Source organism: Rhodoplanes sp. Z2-YC6860 (assembly GCF_001579845.1).
Lineage (GTDB): Bacteria > Pseudomonadota > Alphaproteobacteria > Rhizobiales > Xanthobacteraceae > Z2-YC6860.
The window spans coordinates 3051419-3072164 of the sequence record NZ_CP007440.1 but is presented as its reverse complement, the minus strand read 5'-3'; the positions used below and the strand labels follow the sequence as shown (position 1 = coordinate 3072164).

At 61.5% G+C, this 20746-nt stretch carries 33 protein-coding genes and 1 tRNA gene; 27 read left to right on the top strand and 7 right to left on the bottom strand.

The window, feature by feature from the left end:
• The first annotated feature begins 106 nt into the window (after nt 1–106).
• The 17 genes from RHPLAN_RS39340 to RHPLAN_RS14220 all read left to right on the top strand — a co-directional run bounded on the left by RHPLAN_RS39340 (nt 107) and on the right by RHPLAN_RS14220 (nt 6261).
• Nucleotides 107–481 carry a hypothetical protein gene (locus RHPLAN_RS39340; protein WP_157100260.1) on the top strand — a complete coding sequence of 125 codons (375 nt, stop codon included), beginning with the start codon at nt 107–109 and terminating at the stop codon, nt 479–481.
• Nucleotides 482–568: 87 nt separating this feature from the next.
• A complete protein-coding gene (locus RHPLAN_RS39335) occupies nt 569–991 on the top strand; it encodes a hypothetical protein (RefSeq protein WP_157100259.1) in 423 nt (140 codons plus the stop codon).
• Nucleotides 966–1682 (top strand): DNA-methyltransferase, encoded by a 717-nt coding sequence (locus tag RHPLAN_RS14290; protein ID WP_084244882.1) that lies wholly within the window; start codon nt 966–968, stop codon nt 1680–1682. Before RHPLAN_RS39335 ends, RHPLAN_RS14290 begins: the two co-directional genes overlap by 26 nt.
• 29 nt (nt 1683–1711) lie before the next feature.
• Nucleotides 1712–2119 (top strand): hypothetical protein, encoded by a 408-nt coding sequence (locus RHPLAN_RS14285; protein WP_068018970.1) that lies wholly within the window; start codon nt 1712–1714, stop codon nt 2117–2119.
• Nucleotides 2120–2143: 24 nt separating this feature from the next.
• On the top strand, nt 2144–2374 hold the full coding sequence (locus RHPLAN_RS14280; protein WP_157100258.1) for a hypothetical protein: 231 nt from the start codon (nt 2144–2146) through the stop codon (nt 2372–2374).
• Nucleotides 2375–2420: 46 nt separating this feature from the next.
• The gene (locus RHPLAN_RS14275) at nt 2421–3080 is read left to right on the top strand and encodes a hypothetical protein (protein ID WP_068018964.1); all 660 of its coding nucleotides are present in this window, start codon (nt 2421–2423) and stop codon (nt 3078–3080) included.
• A 39-nt stretch (nt 3081–3119) separates the two neighbouring features.
• Nucleotides 3120–3299: a hypothetical protein gene (locus RHPLAN_RS14270; RefSeq protein ID WP_068018961.1), complete on the top strand. Its 180-nt coding sequence runs from the start codon at nt 3120–3122 to the stop codon at nt 3297–3299.
• Nucleotides 3300–3327: 28 nt separating this feature from the next.
• A complete protein-coding gene (locus tag RHPLAN_RS14265) occupies nt 3328–3534 on the top strand; it encodes a hypothetical protein (RefSeq protein WP_068018958.1) in 207 nt (68 codons plus the stop codon).
• A 23-nt stretch (nt 3535–3557) separates the two neighbouring features.
• Nucleotides 3558–3761 (top strand): hypothetical protein, encoded by a 204-nt coding sequence (locus RHPLAN_RS14260; RefSeq protein ID WP_068018955.1) that lies wholly within the window; start codon nt 3558–3560, stop codon nt 3759–3761.
• A gap of 6 nt (nt 3762–3767) precedes the next feature.
• Complete coding sequence (locus RHPLAN_RS14255) at nt 3768–4013, top strand: hypothetical protein (RefSeq protein WP_157100257.1); 246 nt, start codon at nt 3768–3770, stop codon at nt 4011–4013.
• Complete coding sequence (locus tag RHPLAN_RS14250) at nt 4003–4266, top strand: hypothetical protein (protein WP_068018949.1); 264 nt, start codon at nt 4003–4005, stop codon at nt 4264–4266. The genes RHPLAN_RS14255 and RHPLAN_RS14250 overlap by 11 nt, the downstream gene beginning before the upstream one ends.
• A 1-nt stretch (nt 4267) precedes the next feature.
• Nucleotides 4268–4660, top strand: a complete 393-nt coding sequence (locus RHPLAN_RS14245; RefSeq protein ID WP_068018946.1) for a hypothetical protein — start codon at nt 4268–4270, stop codon at nt 4658–4660.
• A 41-nt stretch (nt 4661–4701) separates the two neighbouring features.
• Entirely contained in the window at nt 4702–5076 is a 375-nt protein-coding gene (locus RHPLAN_RS14240) for a dATP/dGTP pyrophosphohydrolase domain-containing protein (protein ID WP_068018943.1), read from the top strand.
• 179 nt (nt 5077–5255) lie between these two features.
• Nucleotides 5256–5459, top strand: a complete 204-nt coding sequence (locus tag RHPLAN_RS14235) for a hypothetical protein (RefSeq protein ID WP_068018941.1) — start codon at nt 5256–5258, stop codon at nt 5457–5459.
• 32 nt (nt 5460–5491) lie between these two features.
• A complete protein-coding gene (locus tag RHPLAN_RS14230) occupies nt 5492–5701 on the top strand; it encodes a hypothetical protein (protein ID WP_157100256.1) in 210 nt (69 codons plus the stop codon).
• Between the two features lie 15 nt (nt 5702–5716).
• Nucleotides 5717–5968, top strand: coding sequence for a hypothetical protein (locus RHPLAN_RS14225; RefSeq protein ID WP_068018934.1), 252 nt, complete (start codon nt 5717–5719; stop codon nt 5966–5968).
• Nucleotides 5965–6261 carry a hypothetical protein gene (locus RHPLAN_RS14220; protein ID WP_068018931.1) on the top strand — a complete coding sequence of 99 codons (297 nt, stop codon included), beginning with the start codon at nt 5965–5967 and terminating at the stop codon, nt 6259–6261. The genes RHPLAN_RS14225 and RHPLAN_RS14220 overlap by 4 nt, the downstream gene beginning before the upstream one ends.
• A gap of 153 nt (nt 6262–6414) precedes the next feature.
• On the opposite strand, the gene RHPLAN_RS14215 is transcribed toward RHPLAN_RS14220, so the two are convergent.
• Nucleotides 6415–6753, bottom strand: coding sequence for a DinB family protein (locus tag RHPLAN_RS14215; RefSeq protein WP_068018928.1), 339 nt, complete (start codon nt 6751–6753; stop codon nt 6415–6417).
• Between the two features lie 100 nt (nt 6754–6853).
• Between RHPLAN_RS14215 and RHPLAN_RS14210 the strand changes: the two genes are divergently transcribed.
• The 5 genes from RHPLAN_RS14210 (at nt 6854) to RHPLAN_RS14185 (ending at nt 10249) form a co-directional block, all read left to right on the top strand.
• Entirely contained in the window at nt 6854–7723 is an 870-nt protein-coding gene (locus tag RHPLAN_RS14210) for an Nmad5 family putative nucleotide modification protein (protein ID WP_068018925.1), read from the top strand.
• 59 nt (nt 7724–7782) lie between these two features.
• Nucleotides 7783–8061, top strand: coding sequence for a hypothetical protein (locus RHPLAN_RS39330; protein WP_157100255.1), 279 nt, complete (start codon nt 7783–7785; stop codon nt 8059–8061).
• Between the two features lie 181 nt (nt 8062–8242).
• Nucleotides 8243–8611: a hypothetical protein gene (locus RHPLAN_RS14195; RefSeq protein WP_068018915.1), complete on the top strand. Its 369-nt coding sequence runs from the start codon at nt 8243–8245 to the stop codon at nt 8609–8611.
• Nucleotides 8611–8898 (top strand): hypothetical protein, encoded by a 288-nt coding sequence (locus RHPLAN_RS14190; protein WP_068018911.1) that lies wholly within the window; start codon nt 8611–8613, stop codon nt 8896–8898. The genes RHPLAN_RS14195 and RHPLAN_RS14190 overlap by 1 nt, the downstream gene beginning before the upstream one ends.
• 187 nt (nt 8899–9085) lie before the next feature.
• On the top strand, nt 9086–10249 hold the full coding sequence (locus RHPLAN_RS14185) for a tyrosine-type recombinase/integrase (RefSeq protein ID WP_068018908.1): 1164 nt from the start codon (nt 9086–9088) through the stop codon (nt 10247–10249).
• A 96-nt stretch (nt 10250–10345) separates the two neighbouring features.
• Here RHPLAN_RS14185 and RHPLAN_RS14180 read toward each other — a convergent pair.
• Nucleotides 10346–10420 (bottom strand) — tRNA-Gln (locus tag RHPLAN_RS14180).
• Nucleotides 10421–10576: 156 nt separating this feature from the next.
• Between RHPLAN_RS14180 and RHPLAN_RS14175 the strand changes: the two genes are divergently transcribed.
• The 3 genes from RHPLAN_RS14175 to RHPLAN_RS14165 all read left to right on the top strand — a co-directional run bounded on the left by RHPLAN_RS14175 (nt 10577) and on the right by RHPLAN_RS14165 (nt 14379).
• A complete protein-coding gene (locus RHPLAN_RS14175; RefSeq protein ID WP_084244880.1) occupies nt 10577–11548 on the top strand; it encodes a Bug family tripartite tricarboxylate transporter substrate binding protein in 972 nt (323 codons plus the stop codon).
• Between the two features lie 168 nt (nt 11549–11716).
• Nucleotides 11717–13480: an acyl-CoA dehydrogenase family protein gene (locus RHPLAN_RS14170; protein WP_068018903.1), complete on the top strand. Its 1764-nt coding sequence runs from the start codon at nt 11717–11719 to the stop codon at nt 13478–13480.
• Nucleotides 13481–13509: 29 nt separating this feature from the next.
• Nucleotides 13510–14379: an SDR family oxidoreductase gene (locus RHPLAN_RS14165; protein ID WP_068018900.1), complete on the top strand. Its 870-nt coding sequence runs from the start codon at nt 13510–13512 to the stop codon at nt 14377–14379.
• A gap of 2 nt (nt 14380–14381) precedes the next feature.
• On the opposite strand, the gene grxC is transcribed toward RHPLAN_RS14165, so the two are convergent.
• From grxC to RHPLAN_RS14140, 5 genes are all read right to left on the bottom strand, one after another.
• Nucleotides 14382–14651 (bottom strand): glutaredoxin 3, encoded by a 270-nt coding sequence (grxC, locus tag RHPLAN_RS14160; RefSeq protein WP_068018895.1) that lies wholly within the window; start codon nt 14649–14651, stop codon nt 14382–14384.
• A gap of 8 nt (nt 14652–14659) precedes the next feature.
• A complete protein-coding gene (locus RHPLAN_RS14155) occupies nt 14660–15250 on the bottom strand; it encodes an aromatic-ring-hydroxylating dioxygenase subunit beta (protein ID WP_068018892.1) in 591 nt (196 codons plus the stop codon).
• A gap of 1 nt (nt 15251) precedes the next feature.
• Nucleotides 15252–16634: an aromatic ring-hydroxylating oxygenase subunit alpha gene (locus tag RHPLAN_RS14150; protein WP_068031194.1), complete on the bottom strand. Its 1383-nt coding sequence runs from the start codon at nt 16632–16634 to the stop codon at nt 15252–15254.
• Between the two features lie 34 nt (nt 16635–16668).
• Nucleotides 16669–18186 (bottom strand): glutamine synthetase family protein, encoded by a 1518-nt coding sequence (locus RHPLAN_RS14145; RefSeq protein WP_237180138.1) that lies wholly within the window; start codon nt 18184–18186, stop codon nt 16669–16671.
• Nucleotides 18187–18325: 139 nt separating this feature from the next.
• Nucleotides 18326–19237 (bottom strand): LysR family transcriptional regulator, encoded by a 912-nt coding sequence (locus RHPLAN_RS14140; RefSeq protein ID WP_084244876.1) that lies wholly within the window; start codon nt 19235–19237, stop codon nt 18326–18328.
• A 196-nt stretch (nt 19238–19433) separates the two neighbouring features.
• On the opposite strand from RHPLAN_RS14140, the gene RHPLAN_RS14135 reads away from it, so the two are divergent.
• Both RHPLAN_RS14135 and RHPLAN_RS14130 read left to right on the top strand, forming a co-directional pair.
• Nucleotides 19434–20363, top strand: coding sequence for a histone deacetylase family protein (locus RHPLAN_RS14135; RefSeq protein ID WP_068018887.1), 930 nt, complete (start codon nt 19434–19436; stop codon nt 20361–20363).
• A 54-nt stretch (nt 20364–20417) separates the two neighbouring features.
• Complete coding sequence (locus RHPLAN_RS14130; RefSeq protein ID WP_068018885.1) at nt 20418–20669, top strand: exodeoxyribonuclease VII small subunit; 252 nt, start codon at nt 20418–20420, stop codon at nt 20667–20669.
• Nucleotides 20670–20746: the final 77 nt, after the last annotated feature.

Genomic DNA, 20746 nt, shown 5'->3' with positions numbered 1-20746 from the left:
GAGTCCGGGCATTGATCCGCACTACCTCTTCCCCAAGCTCTTTCTGACGCGCAGCAACTTTCTCCGAAAGGAGGTTGCGCGTAGCCATTGTGTTCCTGGAGCGGCGTTGGACAGCTGCGCTGCGAACCTTAAATATCCTCTGCCGTACCCTGTTCGTCGCGTGATTTGCCGGCCAACCCGAGTTCAGCCAGCACCGGCAAGATGCTCGCAGGCTCGGTACGCTGGTCGTAATCAACAGCTGACCGAGATCGAGGTTGCCGAGCTCACCGACGGTCAAGATCGCGCTCTCTCCGGTCACAAGAAAGTGCAGGCGTACAAAGGTTACGCGAAGAAGTCGCTCGAACGCGCGCTCCCTGCGACGCGCAAACGCTACGCGCATTTGCTGGAGAACAGGCAAGCAACAAATTTGCAGAAAATGGCGGATTCTGATTTGCAGAAAATCCCAGAAGAACAAAACGACACAGCGGCAGAACTGTTTTAGTTTCAATGCGTTGGTGATGGCTGGGGCGCCTGGATTCGAACCAGGGGATGGCGGAATCAAAATCCGTCGGACACTTCGCGCATCGCGTTGATTGAGCTTCCGAATAACCATCAATCCGCCAACGCTGTGCCGACAATTGTGCCGGCCGTCCATTACGTCGGCTTCCGCGACGATCGCTTCTGGAACGCCTATCGGATCTGGGGCGGTCCGCGAATCATCCATCGCTGGTGGGACAAGCGGGCTCAACGCGAGATCGGCCCCGACGACATCGTGATCTTCGCTGAAGGCGACTGGCGGCAAGAGCCGAAGCCCTTCAACGCCCCTGACATCACCGAAATAGAAAACGCGCCCTCGCCTCTTGTTCCCCAATCCCCCAGGGCATCGGCGCGGCCGGATCGAAGATCCTGCCCAGATCATCGACCGGCACCCCTTTCAAGCGCAGCGGCCAGCACACGCGGCGTGTCCGAACAACAGGCAGGAAACCATGCCAAAAATCGAAACCATAGCTGATGGCGTGACCATCTACCTCGGAGACTGCCGCGAGATCGTCCCGACACTCGGGCCGGTTGATGCCGTGGTGACCGACCCGCCCTATGGCATTGGCTTTGCAGCTCAGCCTACCAAATGGCAGCGCCGAGCTGGGAAAACTGCCGAGTCGTGGGATGATATTACGGTTGATGGGCTGACCGATCTTCTTGCCTGCGGCAAAAAGCAGGTGGTCTGGGGTGGCAACTATTACAGCCTGCCGCCGTCTCGCGGTTGGCTTTCTTGGTTCAAGCCCGACGCGCCTCCCAGCATGGGCAACGTCGAGTTTGCTTGGACCAACCTCAACCAGAACTCACGCCAGATTAACTGCTCCATTGGAGCCACGAACGCCGAGCGCGTAGGCCACCCTACGCAGAAGCCGCTCGCGGTCATGAAGTTCACCCTTGCTGAAATCGGTGCAGCATCGCTGATCCTTGATCCATTCATGGGCAGCGGCACGACCGGAGTCGCCGCTGTGCAGATTGGGCGCCGATTCATCGGGATAGAGATCGAACCCAAGTATTTCGATATCGCCTGCCGCCGCATCGACGATGCCACGCGCCGTCCAGACATGTTCGTCGATATCGAGCGCCGTGGCGCAGAAATCGAAGACGATCTCCAGCGGCCGACATTCGCAAGCCTTTGGGAAAAACCATTCAAAGAAGCTGCAGAGTGACGGTGATGGGCCGTCTGAGGGATTAAGTCATGAAGATATCGAAAGAAAACGCCCTGCTCGATAGGCTTTTCGACGAGGCGCACTTCGACCTCAACCCAGACCAGGACTCATGCCCGGATTGCGGCGACGAAGGTTACGTCCATGACTGCATCGATGGGTTCTGCCAGGACGCGGAAGTTGGCTGTGAGGATTGCACACGGCGTTGCGTTGAGTGTGCGCGATTCGAACAGTCGATCCGGCGCCACGTAGAACTCGACGTGCTGCGCTTCATGAGCTTGCCGCTGGCGAAGGAATTTCTTCGGCGCTGCAATCAATGGAGCAACAAGATCACCGAGCGGGCTCTGTTGGCAAACCTGCACGCCGGCCGCGTCGGGCGCAAGGAATTCTCCGACCAGGAGCGCGCCGATAGCGCTTGCTGGGTCGAATGCCTGCTTTGAGCCCCAGAGGAGAGGTCTGCGAGCATGAGCAATGAACCGCCGCGCAGAATAACGTCTGAGGCAATGCGCGCTTTGGCGAGCAAGCTTGAACGGTCCTCCGGGTGGTCTATCGGCTATTTCTACGGCAGTGAGTACCACCAGCTCTCCGACCTAGACCACAATCAACGCCGCGCGATCATTGATGGGCTCCGCACAGAAGCCGACAAACAGTCCGGCGCGAGGCAGCCAGAACAGCTTGGCGGCATGGATTGGTGAACAGTGATGCGCCCTGACGAAACGCTTGCAACAAACGGAGGGAAAAATGGAACGAATTGAATACCGCAACGTGATCGACAAGACCGATTGGAAGCGCGGTCCGTGGAACGATGAGCCCGACAAAATCCAATGGCAGGACGCCGAAACCGGACTGGCATGCCTGATCGTGCGCGGGCCTGTTGGGGCTCTATGTGGCTACGTCGGTGTCCCGGCCGGCCATCCCTTCCACGGTTTGGACTATGGCTCGTGCCCGCAGTCTTGCGGCGGCGACTACTGCGATCATCGGCCGGAAAGCAGCCTGGACGCCCATGGCGGCATCACGTTCGCTTCTGGCTGCTCAGACCTGAGCCGCGACAGATGGGAGAAGTGGCGTTCTCGAAAGCCAGAGCTTGAGCGCGATGCGAAAAAATATCCCTCCGGGGATGCAGCCCAATCCCTCAAGGAGTGGACCGGCTGCTTCGACAATTACGAAGCCTGGGCCGAGCGCGGACACGCTCGCTTCATCTGCCATACGCCGGGGCCGGGTGAGCCCGACAACACTTGGTGGTTTGGGTTCGATTGCGCCCATGCTGGCGATATCTGCCCCAGCATGAGCCGCCTGGGCCTTCGCTCGATGAGCGGCGACTACGGCGAGGTCTATCGGGACATCGATTACGTCACCGCCGAGTGCCAGAAATTGGCCAAGCAGCTCGCCGCGCGTCGGTGACCGCCGCTTTGCGGCCTATTGCAAGGAAGGAGACAGGAAATGGCTAAGAAACTGCCGAAGGAAATTCTGGTCTATCAATGCGACGAAGCTGACGGCGAGCCCGTCTACGCTGTGGCACGCAATGTCAACGAAATCCCGGAAGACTACGATGGCGCCGAGGTCAGCGTGTACACGATCAATCGCTCCTACAAATTCGGCGTCACGCGCACGCTAAAGTGACGTGATGGCTAGACACGGAGACGCAGCGATGCCTGTCGAATGGTTCTGCACCCTGAAGTGCCCGAGCAAAGAACAGTGCAAGCACCGCAGCGAGCAAGGGAGCTGCGCCTACGAGTATGACGCCGCTGACTATAGCGACGGCACCAAATGGCTTGGCGAAGGCGACCCGCCGCGTCGATGGACCGGCGTTGGCGGCACCATCGTGTATCGAAGCTTCGCGGACTACTGCGACTAGATCAGATACGTGTCGAGACAGGCATGAAGCTTTCGAAACGACGACTTGAGAGCTACCGGCGCGCGGAGAAGGTCGCGCAGGCCTCGCGCCATCTGATGACGGCCGGAGCCAATCCGAAGCAAGAGGTCTGGGATCTGTGGACCGGCTGCGTGCTCGATTGGATGAACGTCACCGGCAAGCAGCGCTACGACATCCCGAAACGGCGGCGAAGGGCCGCATATAGGTAGGCTGCGATGACTCGCACCGAAATCCTCCTGACAATGCACGCTCAGATATCGCGACGCATATTCCGCACGATGCAACTCGGCGGAAACGTGAAGCAGCTCACGGCAATGGAAAACGAAGGCCTGATCTGCTCGCAGTCGCGCTATCGGCGCGGACGGCAGCGCGATTGGTTTTTGTCGGATGAACAGCACGCCGCGCTCGGCTTCCTGTTCGGAAACAGCAGTAGAGCGACGGAGAGCAGCGATGGCCGATGAAAATATCCGGGTTCGATTCAAAGATCAGGAGTTCATCTGGCTGAAGAACGATGACGGTTCTGGCGCGCTGGCCTACACCAGCCATATCGACAGCGACGGCCATGTGAATATCGAAGATGCCTTCTCGTCCGACTCGTTCGCTCACGTCATCGACGGCGAGATTTGGCGATACAGGCGAGTAATCGGGCGCGTCGAAGATTTGGAGCTTTTGCCCGCGCTGCCGTCAGGTCATCAGCAGTCACGGAGCGAATGACATGGCAAGAGCCGAAGATTTCAAGCGTGCCAGAGTTTCCGAGGGCGAAGTGGCCGACATGCGCGCCGAGATCGAGCACCTTAGCGGGCTAATCGCCCGGCCATACGTTGGCGCGTGGCTTGATGAAATCTTGGTCGAGGCCGCGCACCAGCGCGACCGATGGGGCGCCGAGCACGACACTGGCAAGGCGCCCGAGGATTGGTTCTGGCTGGTCGGTTATCTCGCCGGCAAGGCATTGGCCGCGCACAAGGCCGGTGACCTGAATAAGGCCCACCACCATACAGTCTCAACCGCCGCCGTCTTGGCGCATTGGGCCGCGCAGATCAGCGGCGATGAGAATGTCATGCGGCCGGGCATCGGCGCCGAAAAGATCGCCTGCGTCAGCGCAGAGTGACGCACACATCACATCTGCTTCACAAAACATAGGAGACATCGATGGATTTGAAACAGCACCTAATCCGGCAAATGGCCTTCAGCCACGCCACCTTTGGTCCCGGCGAGCGGACCGATGGCGTAATCAATCACATCAAGAAAGAGTTGATCGAGGTTCATGACGCTCACGGCGATGCCGCCGAGTGGGTTGACGTTGTAATCCTCGCCCTGGATGGACTGACGCGCCGCCTCGCCTTCTGCAACGGCGAGCGGAACGACCCTCAGTCCGTCGCTGAGATCGCCTGCAATATGATCATCGGAAAGCAGACCAGGAACGAAGGTCGTCAGTGGCCGGACTGGCGCACGGCTGACCCAACCAAGGCGATCGAGCACGTCCGCAGCAAGATCAACCCAATGGTCAAGACGTTCGAGCGCTAGAGGCCCGTGACGATGACTTACCTATCAGCACCGCGCGGCCAGAATGTTTTTTGCTGCCAATGTGGCCAAGAGTATTTCATAGAGCCCGATCGGTGCGAGGGCTGCGGATGCCTTGGCTTTCAATTTGCGAAGCCAGCGCTTCGTGACGGTGAGTGTGCTAGCGCCAGCAAGGAGAAATCATGAATATCTATACCTGCGTCGACCACGATGGGCATTGGGTCGGGGTGGCGTCCGTGATCGTGGCTGAGACCGAGGACCAGGCTCGCGATCTTCTTGTCGCCGAACTGGCGACGCACGGTCTCGACCAGACCAAACCTTTCACTCTGCGCCGCATTAATGCGGACGCGCCCAAGGCGTTCGTCCTTCAAGACGGCGACTACTGATGACCACAGACCGCCCGAAAACGGAGAGTGGGATGGCAGAGTTTTCGACCCGCGAAAAGCACGCTCTATTGGATGCCGCAATGATCTTCCAGGAACATGGTATCGAGATCGCGTTGCCCTGGGAGGGCGACCTTGACGATCTGGACCGTGAGCGATTCCAAACCCTGAGAGACGCCTGCCGCGCCTATCACGCCATGATGAACGGCGGCACGGTGCCCGGCATGGCTCCCGTGCGGTCATAAGCGAGGACGCAACAAGTGGCAGACATAACCTGGGCTGATCGCATCGCCAATCTCACCAAGGCCCTGGGGCGCAAGCCAACCCTGCAGGAGATGCTTGATGCTGCGCAGGTCCACCAGATGACGCCGGCCGAGATCGAGGCTCAACGCCAGTCGTGGGTACGCGGCATGACAGCGCGGTGCGAGCACGGCGAGTTGGATTTTGAGCAATGCCCGAAGTGCCGGGCCGCACATGGGCAATCTGCGCCACAAAACGGGGAAGGCAAATGACCTACGACCAATGGAAATGCACCGACCCGCGCGAGTACGAGCCAGAGGCGGAAGAATGCTTCCATGAGGACTACGAGGAAACCAGCGAAGGTGTGTGGCATTGCGCCCGTTGCGATTACCGCTGGTGGCCGAGCGATGCGGAAGTGGCGCACCATAGGTTTCTCACTGTCGAATACGACAAGCACTGCCAACGCATGGAGCGCCGTGCGAAGATCGAATACTACGTAGGCAAGCTCGCGTTCTGGCGACGCTGGCGGAAGCCGACATCAATCGATGACGAACTTCCGTTCTGACCGGCGCACATAGATGATTTGCGAGGGATCGGTTGTGGGCACTCAACATCAACCTCGCAGAAGAGCACCGCCCTGCCGAAACACATGCCCAGCTAGGCCATCAAAGGGGCGGTTGCTCGCACTCAAGAGATCGGCGAACCAACGTAACGAAAGCTAAGGCCTCTCTCCCATCCGCCAAAGCTCCGTTGTGATATCGCGATATTTCAAATCGTCTTTTGAAACCGACCGCGCCCACGCGAGCCAGCGGTCGAACGTCTCTCGCAGTTTTGCCCGAGCCTCTTCCAGGGTTTCGGTGTGCCCGTACATTGGCCCGATCGAGAGATCGGCAGTCAGGCCATTGACGCCCCAGAACCAGGCTTCGGTGTTGCCGGCCATCATCGTCTTGTAGATGCGGCCCACCATCTGCTCGCCGGCATAGATGTGGTAGTCGGGGCGACCGCCGTGCAGGTCGTCTTGGCGCTGCGGCTCCCGAACGCCTCGACCAAGGCGCATTGGTAATTGTTGACCTCGGAGCGCATGCTTCCGGTCGGGGCCTGCGCCTCACCCTCCCTACGAGGTCTGTTGTTTTGAATTCTCGGTTTCCGGAAAGAGTGTGATTCACCTTGCAATCGGCGGCGACGATAGCCACTCGATCAACGACACGCGTCTAATTGCGATTGATCTGCCCGGCGGATGGTGGGTAGTCAAACAGACCGAGGTTTCAACTTGGCAGTTTACCGCCCAGCAAATCGGACAACTATCCGATCTGTTGTTTGACAATACCCTAGCGGCCACGATCAAGCAGTCGGTCACCAAGGCCACGCTCAATTGGCACGAAGGCAAGGATTTCCCGGACCTTGTCGCGGTGGGAATTTCAATCGCTCGGGCTGGTGGTGGCGTCGGTCAACACAACAGGGAGGAGCTGAACATGACGAAGCGACCACTGCGAGCCTGGATGCGCGACAAGCTGCTGCAGCACGCCAATACGGTCGTGCAGCCGGCGGCAGAGAAAGCCGCGCTCGCGAGCGCATACCTGAAGGCAGTCGCGCTCGTGAAGCCCATCATCGAGAAGAAGTACCCGCCGCGCGACATGCGCGTGCTGGAACGCTACCGCTCCGTATCCGGCTACACCGAGTTCAAGCTGCAATCGCCGGACGGAACGGTCGATCAGTTCACGTTCGAAAAGGACGACCGGCCGCTCACGCCGTACAACACGGAGTATCGGCAGATTTATCTGGCCGACGCCCGCGCATTTGCTGCCGTGGTCGCGTGGTCGGCGGCAAGCGACGCTTTCAAGAAGGAGCGCCAGAAGCGCCTCGACGCGTTCAGCTCGCTCGTGCGCTCTGTCTCATACGTAGAGGACGTTGCCGAAGTGTGGCCCGAGGCCGCAGCACTCCTTCCGGCCCGCGAACTGACCGCTCCCGTCGCGCCCGAGCAGATCGCCATCATCAAGGCCGACATGAAGGAGCGAAAGGCCGCCTAGCCGTTGAGGAAAGACTTCATCAGCTCGACTCCGCAGCAAGAGCAACGTGGTTCTCCAAAATGTCCCGTAACCAATCCCTCGCTCTCACCCAAGCCATTCAATCTCATCTGGCAGGAATGCCGGTATGGGCATTCGAGATCATCGAACCCGCCCCGGTCGAAACCGACATCGACGACTGCATTCTCAACTACGACCCACGCAACGACGACGCACCGCTGTTCTGTGACATCCCCGATCCCTGCCCTGATCAACGCAATCCGGTTGGAGATCATGTCTTCGGCGGCCCGAATGACAGGCATTGCGTTTATTGCGGTCAACGAAGCGGGTTGGATCGATGAAAGAACTAGCCGTTCTCGCGATTTTCATTGGATGCCTACTCGCATTCCTTTGCGGCTTCCAATGGCTCGACAACTGGCACAAGCGCAAAGCGTGGCGCGACGCGGAGAAGTATGCACGAGACCACATGCGCGCGCTCCACGGCGTTGAGCAAGACGCCAACGGCCAATGGCGGAAAATCAGATGATCCGCTCCCGCCGATCCGAGTTCACCAAAGAGACGAAGCGCGAAGCCTTCGCTCGCTCGAACGGCATTTGCGAATGTCATCGGATTCCAGAGCTCGGCCGGCCGCAAGGCTGCGGCGTCATCCTCCGTGTCGGCCACATCAACTATGAGCACGTATTTCAGGACGCCCTTGGCGGCGATAACAGCCTTGAGAACTGCGCCGTCCTCGCCCGCAACTGCTGGCGCGAAAAGACCGACACCATCGATCTGCCGGTGATCGCGAAGAACAACCGCGTCGCCGATGGCGCCCGCGGCATCCGCAACGACCGCTCCATCACCGCTTGGCGTGTCAGTGGCGGCATCAAGCGTGTCGGGAGGGCTCGCTGATGCTCGACGCCACGAAGCAAGCGATCTTGGATGGTCTGGCCCTTCACCCCAACGGGGCTACCGCCAAGGAGCTCGGCCAAACACTCGACTGGCATCCGACCCGGACCAGCCAGCGGCTGGGCATCCTGTTTTTCGCTGGCGTGCTCGACCGCGCCGAAGTCGTCCATTCATCCCGCAGGTTTGAATATCGCTACCGGCTGAAGCCGCCGGCCGAAGAGACGCGGGCGCAGTGGCGCGGTGATGTCCGGCTTGCTGATCGCATGACCGAGGAGGTGGATGGACAATGAGCCCTCCCGTCAAAGCCTCCGAGATCGCCGACGAGTTCGGCTTCACCAGCCGCCACTGGATCAAGATGGCAGCGGCAGGCAAGATACCCGGCGCACGCCAGCCTTCAGGCCCGGGCGGCTGCTGGGTGTTTGACCTGCGTGAGTTTCGTTTGTGGTGGGCCTCGCGTGAGCAGGGGGAGAAAGCCCGATGGCCAGTATCTATCGCCGCGGCAAGACGTGGTGGGGCCGCATTCAAAGAGGCAACAAGGAATACCGGGAACCACTCGAAACGCGATCTCAAAGCGTCGCTCGCAAACGTCTTACGCAATGGATCGACCGGCTAGATGCCGCTGCATGGGGCGAGAAACCAAGGGTCACACTCAATGAGATCGCCGACCGCTTCACGAACGAGCACCTTCCGAACATCCGGCATCAGTCGGCCCGGCGCTATGGCGTTTCGCTCATCCACCTCGACCGCGAGCTGGGGCACCTGATGCTCGACTCCATCGGCTCGGCAGAACTCATCGCTTTCGAGACGTCGCGCCGCGCCGATGGCGCCGCCGCGCCGACGATCCGCAGGGATCTGGCGTGCCTGTCTTCGATGTATGGTTTCGCAATCGAGCGCGAGATCGTCGACAGCAACCCGGTCTCGGCGTTCCTGAAGCGCGCCAAGAAGCGCGGACTTCGCGAGAACGAGGCGCGCACCCGCTATCTCAAGAAGCCCGAAGAAACCAAGCTGGTCGCCGCAGCCTCGCCCAGGCGCACCGAGACGGATGAGACGATCCGGCGTCGCGCAAAGAAGAAGCACAAAGGCCCGCGCAACGACGCCATGCTCGAGGCCGCCATTGTCGTGGCCATCGGATCGGGCCTTCGCCTTCGCGAGCAGTTCGACCTGACCTGGGACTATGTCGACCTGCCTGGACGCCTGATCCGGATTCCGGGCGAGCGCGCCAAGGGCAAGAGATCGCGTGATGTGGTGCTGCTCGATTCCGCAGTCGAGGCCCTGAGCGCCCTGCCGCGCCACTTCCGCTCCAAGCTCGTGTTCTGGCATCGCGACGGCGCCCGCTTCCGTCACCTGGATCGAGGCTTCAAGGCGGCCGCCACGCGCGCCGGCATCAAAGATGTGCGCTGGCACGATCTGCGCCGCACGCACGGTTGCCGACTCCTCCAGGATCACGGATGGTCGATGGAGATGGTGCAGGCGCAGCTCGGCCATCAGAGCATCAAGCAGACGGAAAAGGCTTACGCCTTCCTCGAAGTCGAACAGCGTCTCGCGCGTGCCGACAATCGTGCCGGTCATGAGTCGGAGCGGCCCGCCGCCGCAAAAGACCAAAAGGCGAATTCTCGAACGAACACAAATAGAACGGCATGATCGACTGTGCCGGTTTTTGTGGCGGCGAATATTCGCTCTCCGTTCCCAATGTTCCGATCTATCGATGCTGAAAATGGCTGAAAAATCGCGGGAAATTGGCTGGGGCGCCTGGATTCGAACCAGGGGATGGCGGAATCAAAATCCGCTGCCTTACCACTTGGCTACGCCCCAATGCCGCGGCGTTGCGTCATTGGCCGATATCTTTGCCCGCACCGTATAGCGGCGCACCTGCTTCCAATCAATGCAAGCTGTGGGAGGCGGTGGATGCTCTTTATAGAAATCTGCCCCGCGGCTACGCTCCTATCGGAAAAATCGCGGGGGTGACGGATGCGTCTGAGGCCTTTGGCGTTGCTCGCAGCACTGGCGCTGCCACTGGGAACAGGCTCCGCCGCGGCCCAACCGGCGTCCTCGAAGGTCATGCAGATCTACGTGCCGTTTGCACCCGGCGGCTCGGCCGACGGCATTGCCCGCATCGTAGCGACTGAACTGGGCGCAAGCCTCAACCGCCAGGTGGTGGTGATCAACCAGCCTGGCGCCGGCGGCACCATAGGGCTGATCACGGCGTCGAAGGCGGCGCCGGACGGCGACACGCTCGCCATCGCGGCCGTCGGCGCCCTGGTAATCAATCCGCATCTGCCCACCTCGAACGCATTCGATACGCTGAAGGAGCTTGCACCAGTCGCCAAGCTGATCGAGATCCCGATTGTGTTGGTGTCGAGTTCAAAAGGCGAACTGAAGACGCTGAAGGCCGTGATCGAACGCGCCAAAACCGCCCCCGAGGGCGTCAGCTACGGCACCACCGGCGTGAATTCGAGCCAGCATCTCGCGGTCGAACTCCTGAAGAAGGCGACCGGCGGGAATTTCGTCCACGTGCCTTATCGAGGCAGCGCGCCCGCGGTGACTGACGTGCTCGGCGGCCAGATCCCGATGGCGTCGGTTGATCTCACGTCCGCTCATGAGCACATCAAGGCCGGCAATCTCGTGGGCCTCGGCGTCACGAGCGCAACCCGTTCCAAGATGGCGCCAGACATTCCGAGCATCACGGAAGCCGGCGTGCCGGGCTTCGGCGGTTCGGCGAGCTTCATCGGCCTCCTCGCGCCGGCCGCCACGCCGCCCGACAAGATCAAGGAGATTTCGCGGGCGGTCGGCGCCGCCTGGGCACGACCCGACGTGCAAGCCAAGGTGGCGCTGCTCTCGGTCGAGCCGGCCTACGAGAACGAAACCAAGTTCGGCGAACTCCTCCACACCGAATCCGACAAGTGGAAGGCGTTGCTGGCGACGCTGCCGCCGTCGAAATGACTATTCCGATTTGATGCAGCCATCCTTCACGACGCGCTGCCATTTCATGTCCGCAGGCATACAGGCGCCGAATTCGGCCGGCGATGGCCTCGTCTTGAGATCCAGGACGGCAACCATAGCGCTGCCCACCATGATTGACGACGCAGCCTCCAAGACTAGGATCACGCTATGACATACCGCGCCCCGGTCGCCGACATCGCCTTCACGCTCAAACACGGCGCGGGGCTCGCGCCCGCCCTCGCGCAAGGCAGCACGCTCGGTGCGGACGACGTCGACGCGGTGCTGGACGAGGCGGGAAAGTTCGCGACCGAAATCATCGCGCCGCTCAACACCGTGGGCGACAAGTTCGGCACGCCGTTCAAGGACGGCAAGGTCACCATGCCGCCGGGCTGGAAAGAGGCCTATCAAAGCTGGTTCAAGGCCGGCTGGAACGCGGTGTCGCTGCCGGAACAGTGGAACGGACAAGGCCTGCCGAACGCGCTGAACGCCGCCTGCATCGAGATGTGGAATTCAGCCTCGATGGCCTTTGGCATCGGCCCGGTGCTGACTATGGGTGCCGCCGAAGCGCTCAACGCGTATGGCTCGGACGAACTGAAGCAGACGTATCTCGAGAAGCTCGTGACCGGCGAATGGATGGGCACGATGCAGCTCACCGAGCCGCAGGCGGGCTCGGACGTGGGCGCACTCCGCACCAAGGCCGAACGTGCGGCCGACGGCACCTATCGCATCACCGGGCAGAAGATCTTCATCACTTACGGCGAGCACGAACTCACCGACAACATCATTCATTTTGTGCTGGCTCGCCTTCCGGATGCGCCGGCCGGCAACAAGGGCATCTCGCTGTTCCTCGTGCCGAAGTTCTTCGTCAACACGGACGGCTCGCTCGGCTCGCGGAACGACGTGCGCGCACATTCCATTGAGCACAAGCTCGGCATCCATGCGTCGCCGACCTGCACGATGATCTACGGCGACAACGGTGGGGCAACCGGCTGGCTCGTCGGCGAAGAGAACCGGGGCCTCGCCTGCATGTTCACGATGATGAACCTCGCGCGGCTATCGGTCGGCCTGCAGGGCGTCGGCATCGCCGAGCGCGCCACGCAGCAGGCACTGACTTATGCGCGCGAGCGCAAGCAAGGCCGAGCCCTCGGAGCGACCTCGGGTTCGAGCCCGATCATCGAACACCCCGACGTCAAGCGCATGCTGCTCACCATGAAGGCGCTGACGCGGGCGGCCCGTGCGATCTGCTACGCCACCGCTGGCGCGATCGATGGCAGCCACGGCGCAGGTGACAAGGCAAAAGCCGCCGACGCCCGAGCGGCGCTGCTGACGCCGGTCGCCAAGGCTTTCTCGACCGACATCGGGATCGAAGTTGCCTCGCTGGGAATCCAGGTCCATGGCGGCATGGGCTTCATTGAAGAGACCGGCGCGGCGCAGCATCTACGCGACGCGAGGATCGCCGCCATCTACGAGGGCACCAACGGCATCCAGGCGCTGGACCTCGCGCTGCGCAAGGTGCCGCTTGGCGATGGCGCCGTCGTGCGCAGCTATATCGGCGAACTTCGCAACACGGTGAAGGCCGTGCAGGCTGCCAACGACCCGGCGTTTGGTACGACCGGCGCGAAACTCGCCGAAGCCGTCGACAGCCTCGACCGCGCCACAACATGGCTCCTTGGCAAGATCGGCACCGAGCCAAAGTCGGCTCAGGCCGGCGCCACGCCTTATCTGCGCCTGTTCGGCAACGCCGCCGGCGGCTGCATGCTGGCCGACGAGGCGCTGGCGGCGCTGCGGGTCGCAGAGGGGGAGCCCGCCTCACGCGTCGCCATCGCGCGCTTTTTCGCCGAGAACATCGCGGTGCAGGCCCCGGGACTTGAGCGGACCGTCACCGAGGCCGCCGACAGCGTCAACGGCGCGGACGCCGTACTCGCGGGCTAATCCCCGCATCGATTTATAGCGAGGGCCGCATGTCGCTCAACGGCAAGACTCTTTTCATCACCGGTGCGTCGCGCGGTATCGGCCTCGCGATTGCGCTCCGCGCCGCGCGCGACGGCGCCAACATCGCGATCGCTGCCAAAACCGAGACGCCGCATCCGAAGCTCGAAGGCACGATCTACACGGCGGCCGAACAGATCGAGAAGGCGGGCGGCCGCGCCCTGCCCCTGGTGGTGGATGTGCGCGAAGAGACCGCCGTGAAGACCGCGCTCGATCAGACGGCGCAGACATTCGGCGGCGTCGACATCGTGATCAACAACGCCAGCGCGGTGTCGCGCACTCCGGTCGCCGACACCGATATGAAGCGCTACGACCTGATGCAGGCGATCAACACACGCGGCACCTTCATGGTGTCGAAATATGCCATTCCGTATCTCGAGAAGGCACAAAACCCGCACATCCTGATGAACTCGCCGCCGCTCGACATGCAGGAGAAATGGTTCGCGGGCTCGACCGGCTATTCCATCGCCAAATACGGCATGAGTCTGGTCGTGCTCGGCCTCGCCGGCGAACTGCGCGACAAAGGCATCGCCGTGAACGCGCTGTGGCCTCGCGCCACCATTGCCACGGCAGCGATCAAGAACCTGCTCGGCGGCGACCGCGTGATGCGCATGTCGCGCAAGCCCGAGATCATGGCGGACGCAGCCTATGCGATCTTTCACAAGCCCGCAAAAAGCTTCACCGGCTATTTCCTGATCGACGACACGTTCCTCGCAGGCGAAGGCGTCACCGATTTCGAGCACTACCGCGCGGTGCCGGGCGAACCGCTGGCCGGAACATTCTTCGTGCCGGACAGCGATCCTCCACCGGGAGTCAGCATTTCCGGAAAGCGGTGGGAATAACTTCAGGTCGTTGTCGGTATCTCAAAAACAGCGTCGAGTTCGCCGCTGGCATCAAGTCGCTGCAACTCGGCGTTGCCACCAACATGACGTCCGCCAACAAAAATCTGCGGCACCGTGGCCTGACCGCTGGCACGCTGCACCATCTCGTCGCGGCGCTCCCAGTTGGCTGCAATGTCGATCTCGGTGAAGGCAATGCCCTTGCGCTTCAGCAGCGCCTTGGCGGCGTTGCAGTAGGGACAGAACCGCGTTGTATAGATCTCGACCGTCGGCATCGGCGCTCTTACAGAACGATACTCGGATTGCGGATGCATTGATCGCAATTCAGCAGGTTGACCTGCTTGGCGGAAATCTTCCACGCGCCGCCATGCTGCCGGAAGCGGTGGCCGGTCCAGCCGGCGAGCATTCTGATTTCCCCGTCCCAGAATTCGCTGATGGCGAAGTTCGAGCGCACCATGCGCTGGTCGTCGCGAGCGCTTTTGAACACCTCGACGTTCGAGACGATCCGGGACGTCCGCGACGACGGCGCCTGCGACCAGGCATAACCCGTCCGCAGCCGATAGATGCGGTCCTCCAGCCGTCGCCGATCGTCGAACATCACGGAGATCTCGGTGCGCGGATCGCCGCCTTCCGGCGTGGATGGCACCCAATAGGCACATTCAGGCGTGTAGAGGGCAAGCCATTCCTCATAGAGAAGCCGGTCAAGCAGGCGCGCCTCCTGCTCAATGAGCCGCCGGAACCTGTCGCGCTCTGCGCAATCCTCGACACTTCTTTCGTCGACCTGCCAGTCGGCAAAATCGGCGATCAGCTCCAGATAGAAGTCGTTGGTGACATAGTAGGACGACCGTGACGGGTCTCGGGCGGGCGCGTTCATCTCAAACCTCCCGCCGGATCGCGATGTCGGGCTCGGCCTTCATCAGCCGCTTCCACTCGCGGATGTATTCACGCATGAACAGTTCGTCGGTCGCAGGCCCCTTGATCGTGCCGTCCTCCAGCGTGTGGATGCGATCTGGAATCGCATAGCCTCGATTCATGTAGATCCACTCGTCCTCCGCCGCGGCGAGACCGCGCTGGATCTGCTCGAAATTCGTCACATCGTCGACCTCGCCGAAGTTCGGAAAACCCTCCTGCGTGCGCATGCGCAGCGCATTGATGTCGGTCAGCACCTCCTCGCCGAGCGTGCCATCGACGTCCTCGATCTTGGTGCCGTACCAGATCGCGTCGGTCTCATCGAACGCCACCGGCTGGAACACCTGGATGTGATTGCCGAGCAGCGACAGGTTCGGAAACACGTTGATGTTGACCGGCTCGGAGCCCGCGAGATCAAGCATGGTCTCGGCGCGCGCGCCGTAGCGGCTGCGGAGCTTGTCTTGCACATGCTCCATGCCCGGATGCAGCGACTCGATGGCCCATAAGCCTCCCGGACGCGCTTCGAGATTGGGGCGCTTGTCCTTGAAGTGATGGCCGTTGCCCATGTACTGGCAATACATCGGCAGCGTGTCCGGGGAATTCTGATAGTAGCTCATCCCCTTCTTGGTGGCCTCGTCGGCGAACCGGTTCTCGGTCTGGATCAGGGAGCGGTGCGAGAAGATAACATGATAACCGTCGCCGGAATTGTCGTAGGCGAGCTTCCAATTGCCCTTGAATTTGAGCCGATTGGCCTCGCAGACGATGACCTTGCCGCCGGGGTTTCGATCGAGCCACTCGTCGATCGGCTTCTTGATCGGACCGAGATGATCGGGGAGCGACGGCGCCTCCATGTTGAGCGTGCCAAAAATGAAGCCGCGATAGGATTCAACGCGCGGCACCTGCGCGAGATTGAATTTATCCTCCTGGACGAGCTTCGATGCATAGCCATCCGGCCAAGGCACGCCGCGAAGCTTGCCGGTGTTGAGAAAATTCCAGCCGTGATACGGACATTGGAACGACCGGCTGTTGCCCTTGTCCCACCGGCAGAGCGTCGTGCCACGGTGGGTGCAGCGGTTATAGAGCGCGCGGATCTGGCCGTTCTCGTCTCGTGTGATGATCAGCGGACGCAGGCCGAGCTTTCCGGTGATGAAATCGTTCGGGTTGGGAATCTGGCTCTCATGGGCGAGGTACACCCACGTGCCGCCGAACACGTTGACCATCTCGGCATCGAACACCGCGGGATCGGTGTAGATCAGGCGATGGACACGATCCTCCTGCACCAGTTCGTCCCAATCGTAGAGCGGGGCATTCTGCAGACGCGCAGGAGCCTTGGAACGTTCGAGCGTCATAGCCGCCTCCTCCATCACGTAGACCGTGTGGGCGTTAAAAGAAGTCCAGGTACTCGTCTTGCTCCCAGGCCGTCGTCTCGTCGGATGCAGGATCGATGTTGTTGTCGGCTGCGAACTTTTCGTAACGCGCAAGCTCGGTCCGCTTCAGCTTGACGTAGTAGTCGACGAAGATTGGCCCGAGTTCGTCTCGGAACAGCGCATCCTTTTCCATCAGCACGAGCGCGTCTCCGAGGCTTTTCGGCAGCATCGGATGTTTGGTGGAATACGGATCGGTGTCCGGCGGTCCCGGGTCGCGCTTGCTGTCGATGCCGTCGAGGCCCGCGACGATCTGCGAGACGATGTAGAGATATGGATTGGCTGAAGGCTCGCCGATCCGATTCTCGATCCGACTGGCGGGATCATTTACCGCGCCGAGCACGCGCAGCATGACGCCGCGATGGTCCGAGCACCAGGCGACGCGATCCGGCGCGAGCGAATTCATCCGAAAGCGCCGGTAGCCGTTGATCGTCGGATTGGCGAAAACCGTGGAAGGCAGCGCGTGGTGCATCAGGCCGCCGAGATAGGCAAGCCCCGTCCATGACAGCGGCTTGCCTTCGGCATCGGGCATGAAGGCGTTGTTGCCGGTCGCCGCATCGACCAGTGATTGATGCAGATGCCAGCCGCTGGAGTAATAGCCCTTCAGGGCAGGCCTGCTCATGAACGTCGCAAGATAACCCATTCGGCGCGCGAGCTGCCGCGTGGCGGTGCGGAACAGCACCAGATTGTCGGCGGCTTCCAGCGCCTCGCGCGGCGCAAACGTGCATTCGAGCTGGCCCGGTCCCCATTCGTTTTCGATGGAGCGGAGCGGCAAGCCAAGCTTCTCCAGCGCGTCGGCCAGCGCTGCAACCGGCTTGTGCATCAAGTCCATGTTGGACTCGGAATGAAACGAAAAGCCCGGCTCGACCGGATAGGTCGATGGCGCTCGGCCTTTCAAGCCTGGGGCCCCGACGTGTTCGCCGGTCAGATGCGGATCGGCCAGCGCGAGCAGATACCACTCGACCTCGAGCCCGACCATGCAACGAAGCTTGCGGGCCGAAAGTCGCGCGAGTTGCTTGCGTAAAAGCTGACGCGGCGAAAAGTGAAATGGCACGCCGGACGTGAAATATTCGTCGCAGAGCACCCAGCCGACGTCCGGCTCCCAGGGCAGGACGCGGAAGGTCGCCGGATCCGGCACGATGATCATGTTGGGCGAGCCGGTCATCTCGTCGAGGCCCATGCCGCCGCCGCGCGTGAACGACGCGAACGTCCGTGCGCCGGAGGCGTCGAGCGTCGTGGTCGCGACATTGGTGTTGTGGCCGCTCTCGAGCGCCCCGAAAAACGCCGGCGCCGTCAATGTCTTCGCACGCGAGGCGCCATGCGGATCGGCCCAGGCCAGCCGAAAGAGCTTCAGCTTGTCCTTCTCGGCGCGCTCCCTGATCGCCGCAGCCTGGCGGTGCTGATCGTCGGTCCAAAGACCGTGCTTTTGAATAAATCCTTCACCGCGCGCCATCAGCAACTGCCCAGAAAGTCCCATCCCCGATTTTCCGAATTATGCGGAATGGCAACCGGATACTTCAAATGATTTGTTGGCCATGAATGATACCAGAAATGATATGTGTTCCGACTTCATCGCCGCCGCGGCTTGAGCTTTGCCGCCTCGAACAGGCATTCCCTCATGCGCCGGGCGGCCGGCGACAAGCGACGGTGGCGCAAGTGGCGACGATGAACGGACCCGGCGCATCCAATTCCGGCACATTGACGATATGAAGCGCACCGAGGCGGGCGAAGTATTCCGACACATCTTCCGATAGCACCCAGATCAGGTTGAGGCTGTTCAGCAGAGCCACGTTCGCCTGAATGGCCGAGCACTCGACCAGGGATGATTGCGGGCGGGCCCCCTGCCGCCGAAACAGCGCCTCGACGGCACTGCGCATCGGCGTGCCGCTTTCCGGCACGATCCATGGCTCCTGAAGCAACTCCACCCATGCGGGGTTTCGCTTCCGGGCCAGCGGATGCTGCGGTCCGCAGACGACTTTGACCGACGGGTTGTAGAGCTTCTCGATGACGATGTCCTGGTACGGGGTTTCGTTCTCGAAACGCCCGACCAGCAGATCGATCCGGCCTTCCCGCAGGCGCGCCGCGAGTTCGTCCATGCCGCCCTCGCGGATCGAAACCGCGATGCGCGGCGCAGCCTTCATCAGCAAGGTGACGGCGCGCGGCACCAGCACATAACAGGAGCTGACACCTGCGCCGATGCTGGTCGTGCCGATCAGACCTTCGTCGATGGCTTCAAGATCGCTCTGCGTCCGGTCCAGATCGGCAACGAATTCGGCTGCCTTCCGGACCAGCGCCTGGCCTGCGGCGGTCGGCTTGAGCGTGCGCCCCACGCGCTCGAACAGCGCCATACCGAGATCGGCCGCGAGCGCGTTGAGCAGGCGCGATGCCGCGGGCTGCGTGAGACTCACATCGCGGGCCGCCGCACTCAATGTCGCGGAGCGCTCCATCGCCGCGAGCAGTTCGATCTGCGACATGCGCAATCGATTGCGCAGCAACTTGCCGGACCTGCGCTGAACTCTCCGCTTCATTCGATTTGAACCCAGAAAGCATCCCGCATCTGGTATGGTTCAATATCAAACCACTGCTGATTTGTGATACAAAACTTTCGCAACCCGGTACCCACGTCGGCGGGAAATCGACATCGACGGGAATAAGGTGGCATGAACCTTTGATTCGACGGCCGCGAAGGAATAAGTCTCGCGAAGCATTTTGGTGGATTGCAGCATGACGACACTTTTCATTTCGCATCCGGCGTCGCTCAACCACAGCAATGGCCCCGGCCATCCGGAGCGGCCGGACCGGCTGCGCGCCATCGAGAGCGTGCTTGAGCAGGAGAAGTTCCAGCCGCTCATTCGCGTGCAGCCCGAGCCTGCCGACATCGAGGCCGTCACGCTATGCCACCCGCGCGATTACGTGGAGGCCATCAAGGAGGCTGCGCCGAAGGAAGGCATGGTGCAGCTCGACGCCGACACTTCGATGTCGCCGGGAAGCTGGGAAGCGGCGCTGCGCGCGGTCGGTGGCGCGATGCTCGCGGTGGACGAGGTCGTTACCAAGAAGGCCGCCAACGCTTTCGTGGCACACCGGCCGCCGGGCCATCATGCCGAGACCGTACGGCCGATGGGCTTCTGCATCTTCAATCAGGCTGCGATTGCGGCGCGTCACGCGCAACGAAAGCACGGCCTCAATCGCGTCGCCGTGGTCGACTTCGACGTGCATCACGGCAACGGCACGCAGGAAATCTTCTGGTCCGATCCGACGCTGATGTACTGCTCGACACACCAAATGCCGCTCTACCCCGGTACCGGCGCGCTGTCCGAGTGCGGCGATCACGACAACATCGTCAACGCGCCGCTGCGGCCGGGCGATGGCGGCGCACAGTTCAAGGAAGCGCTCACGAGCCGCATCCTGCCGAGACTTCAGGCCTTCGGTCCGGAACTGATCATCATGTCGGCAGGCTTCGACGCCCATCAGCGCGATCCGCTCGCCAATCTCCAGTTTGTCGAGGACGACTTCGCCTGGGCCACCCGCAAAATCATGGAGGTCGCCGACAAGACTGCGGACGGCAGTGTGGTCTCAGTGCTGGAAGGCGGCTATGACCTGCAGGGCCTGTCGCTGTCCGCGGCGGCCCACGTCATCGCGCTGATGCGCGGATAGGACTATAATACCTCCGGACTGACTCGCCCTGACCTTGCCTCCGAAAGACCGACCATGGCCGACACCAATGCCGCCGACATCAAGAAGCTGACGTTCGAGCGGGCCATCGAGGAACTCGAAACCATCGTCAAACGACTTGAGGAGGGCAAGGTCCCCCTTGAGGAATCGGTCGCGATCTATGAGCGTGGCGAGGCATTGAAGCGGCGCTGCGAGGAACTGCTCCGGCAGGCCGAGGCCCGGGTGGAGAAGATCACGCTGGATTCGTCGGGGAAGCCCGCGGGAACCGAACCGCTCGACGTGAACTAAGCCTTATTTTGTGGCATCAAGCCGCCCAAGCTGTGTCCATGTGGCCACGGAGTGATGATATTTTGGTATTATAAGAC

Bases quoted from the DNA above. Each gene is read 5' to 3' on its own strand.
- RHPLAN_RS14185 (WP_068018908.1), top strand. From the start codon at position 9,086: ATGGCCAGTATCTATCGCCGCGGCAAGACGTGGTGGGGCCGCATTCAA.
- RHPLAN_RS14130 (WP_068018885.1), top strand. From the start codon at position 20,418: ATGGCCGACACCAATGCCGCCGACATCAAGAAGCTGACGTTCGAGCGG.
- RHPLAN_RS39330 (WP_157100255.1), top strand. From the start codon at position 7,783: ATGTCCCGTAACCAATCCCTCGCTCTCACCCAAGCCATTCAATCTCAT.
- RHPLAN_RS14260 (WP_068018955.1), top strand. From the start codon at position 3,558: ATGAAGCTTTCGAAACGACGACTTGAGAGCTACCGGCGCGCGGAGAAG.
- RHPLAN_RS14280 (WP_157100258.1), top strand. From the start codon at position 2,144: ATGAGCAATGAACCGCCGCGCAGAATAACGTCTGAGGCAATGCGCGCT.
- RHPLAN_RS14285 (WP_068018970.1), top strand. From the start codon at position 1,712: ATGAAGATATCGAAAGAAAACGCCCTGCTCGATAGGCTTTTCGACGAG.
- RHPLAN_RS14230 (WP_157100256.1), top strand. From the start codon at position 5,492: ATGGCAGAGTTTTCGACCCGCGAAAAGCACGCTCTATTGGATGCCGCA.
- RHPLAN_RS14150 (WP_068031194.1), bottom strand. From the start codon at position 16,634: ATGACGCTCGAACGTTCCAAGGCTCCTGCGCGTCTGCAGAATGCCCCG.
- RHPLAN_RS14270 (WP_068018961.1), top strand. From the start codon at position 3,120: ATGGCTAAGAAACTGCCGAAGGAAATTCTGGTCTATCAATGCGACGAA.
- grxC (WP_068018895.1), bottom strand. From the start codon at position 14,651: ATGCCGACGGTCGAGATCTATACAACGCGGTTCTGTCCCTACTGCAAC.
- RHPLAN_RS14265 (WP_068018958.1), top strand. From the start codon at position 3,328: ATGCCTGTCGAATGGTTCTGCACCCTGAAGTGCCCGAGCAAAGAACAG.
- RHPLAN_RS14155 (WP_068018892.1), bottom strand. From the start codon at position 15,250: ATGAACGCGCCCGCCCGAGACCCGTCACGGTCGTCCTACTATGTCACC.
- RHPLAN_RS14170 (WP_068018903.1), top strand. From the start codon at position 11,717: ATGACATACCGCGCCCCGGTCGCCGACATCGCCTTCACGCTCAAACAC.
- RHPLAN_RS14240 (WP_068018943.1), top strand. From the start codon at position 4,702: ATGGATTTGAAACAGCACCTAATCCGGCAAATGGCCTTCAGCCACGCC.
- RHPLAN_RS14220 (WP_068018931.1), top strand. From the start codon at position 5,965: ATGACCTACGACCAATGGAAATGCACCGACCCGCGCGAGTACGAGCCA.
- RHPLAN_RS14165 (WP_068018900.1), top strand. From the start codon at position 13,510: ATGTCGCTCAACGGCAAGACTCTTTTCATCACCGGTGCGTCGCGCGGT.
- RHPLAN_RS14290 (WP_084244882.1), top strand. From the start codon at position 966: ATGCCAAAAATCGAAACCATAGCTGATGGCGTGACCATCTACCTCGGA.
- RHPLAN_RS14140 (WP_084244876.1), bottom strand. From the start codon at position 19,237: ATGAAGCGGAGAGTTCAGCGCAGGTCCGGCAAGTTGCTGCGCAATCGA.
- RHPLAN_RS14145 (WP_237180138.1), bottom strand. From the start codon at position 18,186: ATGGGACTTTCTGGGCAGTTGCTGATGGCGCGCGGTGAAGGATTTATT.
- RHPLAN_RS14175 (WP_084244880.1), top strand. From the start codon at position 10,577: ATGCGTCTGAGGCCTTTGGCGTTGCTCGCAGCACTGGCGCTGCCACTG.
- RHPLAN_RS14195 (WP_068018915.1), top strand. From the start codon at position 8,243: ATGATCCGCTCCCGCCGATCCGAGTTCACCAAAGAGACGAAGCGCGAA.
- RHPLAN_RS14135 (WP_068018887.1), top strand. From the start codon at position 19,434: ATGACGACACTTTTCATTTCGCATCCGGCGTCGCTCAACCACAGCAAT.
- RHPLAN_RS14235 (WP_068018941.1), top strand. From the start codon at position 5,256: ATGAATATCTATACCTGCGTCGACCACGATGGGCATTGGGTCGGGGTG.
- RHPLAN_RS14190 (WP_068018911.1), top strand. From the start codon at position 8,611: ATGCTCGACGCCACGAAGCAAGCGATCTTGGATGGTCTGGCCCTTCAC.
- RHPLAN_RS14215 (WP_068018928.1), bottom strand. From the start codon at position 6,753: ATGCGCCTTGGTCGAGGCGTTCGGGAGCCGCAGCGCCAAGACGACCTG.
- RHPLAN_RS14275 (WP_068018964.1), top strand. From the start codon at position 2,421: ATGGAACGAATTGAATACCGCAACGTGATCGACAAGACCGATTGGAAG.
- RHPLAN_RS14255 (WP_157100257.1), top strand. From the start codon at position 3,768: ATGACTCGCACCGAAATCCTCCTGACAATGCACGCTCAGATATCGCGA.
- RHPLAN_RS14245 (WP_068018946.1), top strand. From the start codon at position 4,268: ATGGCAAGAGCCGAAGATTTCAAGCGTGCCAGAGTTTCCGAGGGCGAA.
- RHPLAN_RS14250 (WP_068018949.1), top strand. From the start codon at position 4,003: ATGGCCGATGAAAATATCCGGGTTCGATTCAAAGATCAGGAGTTCATC.